This is a genomic window from Frateuria sp., from assembly GCF_013362045.1.
Taxonomy (GTDB): domain Bacteria; phylum Pseudomonadota; class Gammaproteobacteria; order Xanthomonadales; family Rhodanobacteraceae; genus Frateuria_A.
Genome location: NZ_JABFWW010000096.1, coordinates 1 through 5,837 on the forward strand (window position 1 = coordinate 1; position 5,837 = coordinate 5,837).

Below are 5,837 nucleotides of genomic sequence, written 5' to 3' on the forward strand. Positions count from 1 at the left end.
ACCTCGCCGCGCTGGACGCCAGGCTGGCCGATCCGGATACCTACAACGGGCCGACCGCCGAGCTGATGAAGCTCGGCCAGCGCCAGGCCGACCTGCGCCGCGAAAAGGAAACGCTCGAAGCCCAATGGCTGGAACTCTACGAGCAACTGGAAGCGGCCGGCGCATGAGCGCGCCGTTGCGACTCTGGCTGCCTGCGCTGGCGCGTTTCGCGCCCGCGCATCCGCTGCGCCGGTTGCTGGCGCGTGCCGATCGCCTGGACGATGGCCCGCACGGCCATCTCGCCGCGCTGGCGGCATGGTTCGATGCACCGCAACCGCTGCCCGCCGGCGCGCTCACCCGCGAACTGGCCGCAGGCGATGCGCGCGATGCCGCGTGGCTGTGCGCCGATCCCGCATGGGTCGAGCCGGACATGAGCGGCGCGCGGCTGCTCGCCTGCGGACAGATGCAGCTGTCGCCCGCCGAGGCCGAGGCGCTCGCGCAACCGCTAATGCCCTTGTTCGAAGAGCAGGGCATGCAGCTGGACCTGACCACGCCTGATCACTGGCACCTGCGCCTGCCGCCCGGCATGGCGGTGCCGGATTTCCCCGCGCCGGAACGGGCGCTGGGCGAAAACCTCCTGCAGCATCTGCCGCAGGGGCCGGAGGGGCGCCGCTGGCGCATCCTGCAGAACGACCTGCAGGTGGCGCTGCACCAGCACCCCCTGAACGCGCAGCGCCGGGCCGCCGGCCGCCCGCCGGTCAACAGCCTCTGGCTGTGGGGCGCAGGGACATTGCCCGCGCACGTGCACATCCGGCTCGCCGGCGTGATGACCGACGATCCGCTGCTGCGCGCGCTGGCCGCACGTGCGGGGATCGGCCAGCGCCCCCGCGCGGATGGCGCCAAGGAGCTGCCGCCTGGCTGGTTGCTCGACCTGCAGGACCTGTCCGCCGACCAGGTATCCCACGCCTGGTGGCCGGCCATCGATGCGCTCGCCCGCCAGCATCCGTTGAACATCGACTTCGCCGGCGGCGAGCGCTGGCGGCATCGCCCCGGACACCGTTGGCGCGTCTGGCGCCGGCCCCGCACATGAGGACGCCGACGCTGCATCGGCGCGCACCGCTGGGCATCCCGGAGGGCTGGGGCGAAACCGTGCATCCAGTGCTGCGCGAGGTCTACGCCGCACGCGGCGTGCTGCATCCGGCGCAGGCCGAGCACCGCCTGCGCCACCTGCTGGCGCCGCAGGCGCTGGGTGGGCTCGATCGCGCCGTCGAGCTGCTGATCGAGGCCATCGCGGGCGACTGGTCCATCGTGATCGCCGGCGACTACGACTGCGACGGCGCCACCGGCACCGCCGTGGCCGTGCGCGGCCTGCGCCTGCTCGGCGCGCGGCGGGTGGACTACGCCATTCCCAACCGCTTCGTCCACGGCTATGGGCTGAGCCCCGCGCTGGTCGCCTCGCTCGATCCCGCGCCGCAGCTGATCGTCACCGTGGACAACGGCGTGGCCAGCATCGCCGGCGTGGCGGCGGCACGGGCGCGCGGCATCCGCGTGATCGTCACCGACCACCACCTGCCCGGCGAGCAGTTGCCCGCCGCCGATGCGCTGGTCAATCCCAACGTGCTTCAGGTGCGCGCCTGCGGGCACGGCGAGCCGGCCTGCGCGATGTGCGCAGACGATGCACGCATGAACCGGGCTTTCCCCAGTCGCGCACTGGCCGGCGTCGGCGTGATGTTCTACCTGCTGCTCGCCGTGCGCGCGGAGCTTTATCCGTGCGATCTCCCTGATCGCGAAGATCAAAAGGCGGCCATCCATGGCCGCACTATTCACAACAACGGCCGACCCGATCTCTCGTCCCTGCTCGACCTGGTCGCGCTCGGCACCGTGGCGGACCTGGTGCCGCTGGATTTCAACAACCGCGTGCTGGTCGAGGCAGGCCTAAAGCGCATCCGCGGCGGCCGCGCCTGTCCGGGCATCACTGCGCTGGTGGAGGCCGGCAAACGCAGCGTGGCCGGCGTCTGCGCCAGCGACCTGGGCTATGCGGTCGGGCCGCGCCTCAACGCCGCGGGCCGGCTGGAGGACATGCGCCTGGGCGTCGAATGCCTGCTCACCGACGATCCCGCGCAGGCGCGCCTGCTCGCCGATCGTCTCAGCGCGATCAACCAGGAGCGCCGCGACCTGCAGGAGGCGATGGTCGCCGAGGCCGAAGCGATGATCGGCGCGGTGGGGCTGGAGGGCATGGGCGAGCGCACCGGCGTCACCCTGTACGAACCGTCGTGGCACGCCGGCGTGGTCGGCCTGGTGGCCTCCAAGCTGAAGGAGCGGCTGCATCGCCCGGTGGTCGCCTTCGCGCCGGCCGACGAAGACCGGCCGGACGAATTGCGCGGCTCCGCGCGTTCCATCGCCGGCTTCCACGTGCGCGACGCGCTGGCCGCCATCGATGCGCGCATGCCCGGCCTGATCGAGCGCTTCGGTGGCCATGCCATGGCCGCGGGCCTGAGCCTGAAGGCGGGCGACTACCCGCGCTTCGCCGAAGCCTTTGACGCCATCGCGCGCGAATGGCTGGACGAGGAACGCCTGCAGGCCGTGCTCTACACCGACGGCGAACTGCCGCCGGGCAGCTTCACCCTGGACCTCGCATGCCAGCTGCGCGACGGCGGGCCTTGGGGCCAGGGGTTTCCCGAGCCGCTGTTCGACAACCTGTTCGAGTGCGCGCAGTGGCGCGCCATGGGCGAACGCCACTGGCGGCTCAGCCTGCGCGACCCGCGCGATGGCAGCGTGCACGAGGCGGTGATGTTCAATGTGCGGATGGCCGCGCCGCCGCCGCGCCTGCGCGCGGTGTACGAGCTGACCGTCAACGAATGGCAGGGCCGCGAAACCGCGCGCCTGCTGCTGCGCCACGTCGAACCCGCCTGACCGGTCGGTCGATGTTTGCCTGATGCCGCCCATTCGAATCCCTCTCCCACCGGGAGAGGGTGCCGGCAGGCGGGTGAGGGTGCGGGCGGAGCGCGACGCACCGGTGCTACCGAACCCTCATCCCAGCCCCTCTTCCGGCGGAAGAGGGGCCACAAGCCCTGGCGATGCCGCGGCCCTTTCACGCACCCAAGCTTGCATAGCCGCGCCTGCCGCGCTTGGATGGAATTCCGACCACGCGGAGACCGCCCCATGATCGAGCAGATGACCGACCTGCCAGCCGGCGCGCTGGGTTTCACCGCGCGCGGCAAGGTGACCGCGGCCGATTACGAGAACGTGTTCGTGCCGGACGTGGAGGCCGCCTTCGCGCTCAACCGCAAGCTGCGGTTGCTCTATCACGTCGGCCACGAGTTCACCGGCTTCGAGCCGGGTGCGATGTGGGACGACACCAAGCTGGGCTTTCGCCACTGGAGCGGCTGGGAACGCATCGCGCTGGTCACCGACGTCAACTGGCTGCGGCTGGTCGCGCGCACCATGGGCGTTACCGTGCCGGGCGAGTTCCGCCTCTACCGCAACGATCAGATGGCCGAGGCCAAGGCCTGGATCAGCGAATCCTTCCGCGAGCACCACGCCTGACCGCCATCTGCCAACCTGCCGCTTGCGCGTTCACCGGAAAACTGTTCCACTCGCCTCATGTCCATGCCGACCGCCCGCTCCGCTTTCGTCACTGCGCCTCGCGCGGCGCGCGTGCGGTCGTCCGTGAACAATCGCTCGAACAATAACCGTCACCTGCACAAGGGGGCCGGCGCGTAGCCGCACGTTCGAGCAAAAACTACGCGACGAAGGCCCGCCCCGTGCGGGCCTTCGTCGTTTCTGGGGCAATGAAACGACGAGAGAGACAAACCATGTGCGGGATTTTCGGAATGTTCGACCTGGCGCCGGGCGACGACCTGGCCGCCCTGCGCCGGCAGGCGCTGGAGCTGTCGCAGCGCCAGCGTCATCGCGGGCCGGACTGGTCCGGCGTCTTCATCGACGCCGGCGCGATCCTGGTGCACGAGCGGCTGGCCATCGTCGACCCGGCCAGCGGCGCGCAGCCGCTGCGTTCGCGCGACGGCGCACTGGCGCTGGCCGTCAACGGCGAGATCTACAACCACCGCGAGCTGCGCCTGGACAGCGGCTACGACTTCACCACCGGTTCCGATTGCGAGGTGATCAACGCGCTGCATCGCGAAGGCGCCGACCCGATCGAGTGGGTGGCGCGCCTCAACGGCATCTTCGCCTTCGCACTGTGGGACGGCGCAGCGCAGCGCTACCTCGTCGCGCGCGACCCGCTCGGCGTATGCCCGCTGTACTGGGGCCACGACACGGCCGGCCGGCTCTGCGTGGCGTCGGAAATGAAGGCGCTGGCCGGCGTATGCGCGGACGTGGCGGTGTTCCCGCCGGGCCACGTCTACGACAGCGCCAGCGGCGAGCTGCGCCGCTACTACCAGCGGCCGTGGCGCGACTACGCTGCCACGCAGGGCAGGGCGCCGGGCGACCTGCGCGCGGCGCTGGAACAGGCGGTGCAGCGCCAGCTGATGACCGACGTGCCCTACGGCGTGTTGCTTTCCGGCGGGCTGGATTCTTCGCTGGTCGCCGCCTGCGCCGCGCGCTTCGCGCGCGAACGGATCGAGGACGACGGCCGCAGCGAAGCCTGGTGGCCGCGCCTGCACTCCTTCGCGATCGGCCTGGAAGGCTCGCCGGACCTGGCCGCCGCGCAGCTCGCCGCCGAGGCGCTGGGCACCGTGCACCACGGTTTCGTCTACACCTTCTGGGAAGGGCTGGACGCGCTGCCCGAAGTGATCCGCCACATCGAGAGCTACGACGTCACCACCGTGCGCGCCTCCACGCCGATGTTTCTGCTGGCGCGGCGGATCAAGGCGATGGGCGTGAAGATGGTGCTCTCCGGCGAAGGCTCGGACGAACTGTTCGGCGGCTACCTGTACTTCCACAAGGCGCCCTCCGCCAAGGCCTTCCACGAGGAGACCGTGCGCAAGCTCGACGCGCTGCACAGCTACGACTGCCTGCGCGCGAACAAGGCGATGATGGCCTGGGGCGTGGAGGCGCGCGTGCCGTTCCTGGACCTCGACTTCATCGACGCGGCGATGGCCTTCGACGCGCAGCACAAGATGGCGGGCACCTTGCCCGATGGAAACCGGCGCATCGAAAAGGCGGTGCTGCGCGAGGCCTTCGCCGGCGCGCTGCCCGAGGCGATCCTGTGGCGGCAGAAGGCGCAATTCAGCGACGGCGTCGGCTACGGCTGGATCGACGGACTCAAGGCGCATGCCGAACAGGCGGTCAGCGACCGCGAGTTCGCCGCCGCGGCCGCACGCTGGCCGCACAACACGCCGGCGACCAAGGAGGCCTACCTCTATCGCGCCCTGTTCGAGAAGCACTACCCCGGCGAGGCCTGCGCGGCGACGGTGCCCGGCGGCAAGTCCATCGCCTGCTCCTCGCCCGCTGCGCTGGCCTGGGACCCGTCCTTCAGCGGCCGGGCCGATCCGTCGGGTCGCGCGGTGCAGGGCGTGCACGCGCAGGCATTGGCCACCTAGGCCTTCCCGCGGCCCGTCTTCTCCGCGGCCTATCATCCATGGACCCGACCCGACGGAAAATGCCATGAACCTGCTTCCCTACCTCTACTTCAACGGCCGTTGCGAAGAAGCGCTGTCGTTCTACGCAAGCTGCCTCGGCGGTGGCGTGAGGCTCCTGGAGCTGCACCGCTTTGCCGGTTCGCCCATGGCCCAGGAGGCGCCGGCGGGCTGGTCGGAGAAGATCATGCACGCCAGCCTGGGCACCGAAGGCCGTCCGCTGCTGCTGGCTTCCGACGGCATGGCGCACGCACCCGGCGAACCGCCGCGCGGCTTCTCGCTCGCCTATGGCGCGCAGTCGATGGAGGAAGCCGAGCGCGT

At 70.8% G+C, this 5,837-nt stretch carries 6 protein-coding genes; all 6 read left to right on the forward strand.

All coding sequences use genetic code 11. From position 1 onward, the window contains the following. Nucleotides 1–167, forward strand: a 167-nt coding sequence (locus HOQ08_RS04745) for a hypothetical protein (protein ID WP_291192189.1), incomplete at its 5' end; no start/stop codon positions are given. After that, complete coding sequence (locus HOQ08_RS04750; protein ID WP_291192179.1) at nt 164–1,069, forward strand: phosphoglycerate mutase; 906 nt, start codon at nt 164–166, stop codon at nt 1,067–1,069. The genes HOQ08_RS04745 and HOQ08_RS04750, both read left to right, overlap by 4 nt. Then, the gene (gene recJ / locus HOQ08_RS04755) at nt 1,066–2,892 is read left to right on the forward strand and encodes a single-stranded-DNA-specific exonuclease RecJ (protein ID WP_291192181.1); all 1,827 of its coding nucleotides are present in this window, start codon (nt 1,066–1,068) and stop codon (nt 2,890–2,892) included. The genes HOQ08_RS04750 and recJ overlap by 4 nt, the downstream gene beginning before the upstream one ends. 249 nt (nt 2,893–3,141) lie before the next feature. Then, nucleotides 3,142–3,525 carry an STAS/SEC14 domain-containing protein gene (locus HOQ08_RS04760; RefSeq protein WP_291192183.1) on the forward strand — a complete coding sequence of 128 codons (384 nt, stop codon included), beginning with the start codon at nt 3,142–3,144 and terminating at the stop codon, nt 3,523–3,525. A 269-nt stretch (nt 3,526–3,794) separates the two neighbouring features. Next, nucleotides 3,795–5,480, forward strand: coding sequence for an asparagine synthase B (asnB, locus tag HOQ08_RS04765; RefSeq protein ID WP_291192185.1), 1,686 nt, complete (start codon nt 3,795–3,797; stop codon nt 5,478–5,480). A 64-nt stretch (nt 5,481–5,544) separates the two neighbouring features. Beyond that, on the forward strand, nt 5,545–5,837 hold a 293-nt coding region (locus tag HOQ08_RS04770), incomplete at its 3' end, for a VOC family protein (RefSeq protein WP_291192187.1).

Bases quoted from the DNA above. Each gene is read 5' to 3' on its own strand.
- HOQ08_RS04750 (WP_291192179.1), top strand. From the start codon at position 164: ATGAGCGCGCCGTTGCGACTCTGGCTGCCTGCGCTGGCGCGTTTCGCG.
- recJ (WP_291192181.1), top strand. From the start codon at position 1,066: ATGAGGACGCCGACGCTGCATCGGCGCGCACCGCTGGGCATCCCGGAG.
- HOQ08_RS04760 (WP_291192183.1), top strand. From the start codon at position 3,142: ATGATCGAGCAGATGACCGACCTGCCAGCCGGCGCGCTGGGTTTCACC.
- asnB (WP_291192185.1), top strand. From the start codon at position 3,795: ATGTGCGGGATTTTCGGAATGTTCGACCTGGCGCCGGGCGACGACCTG.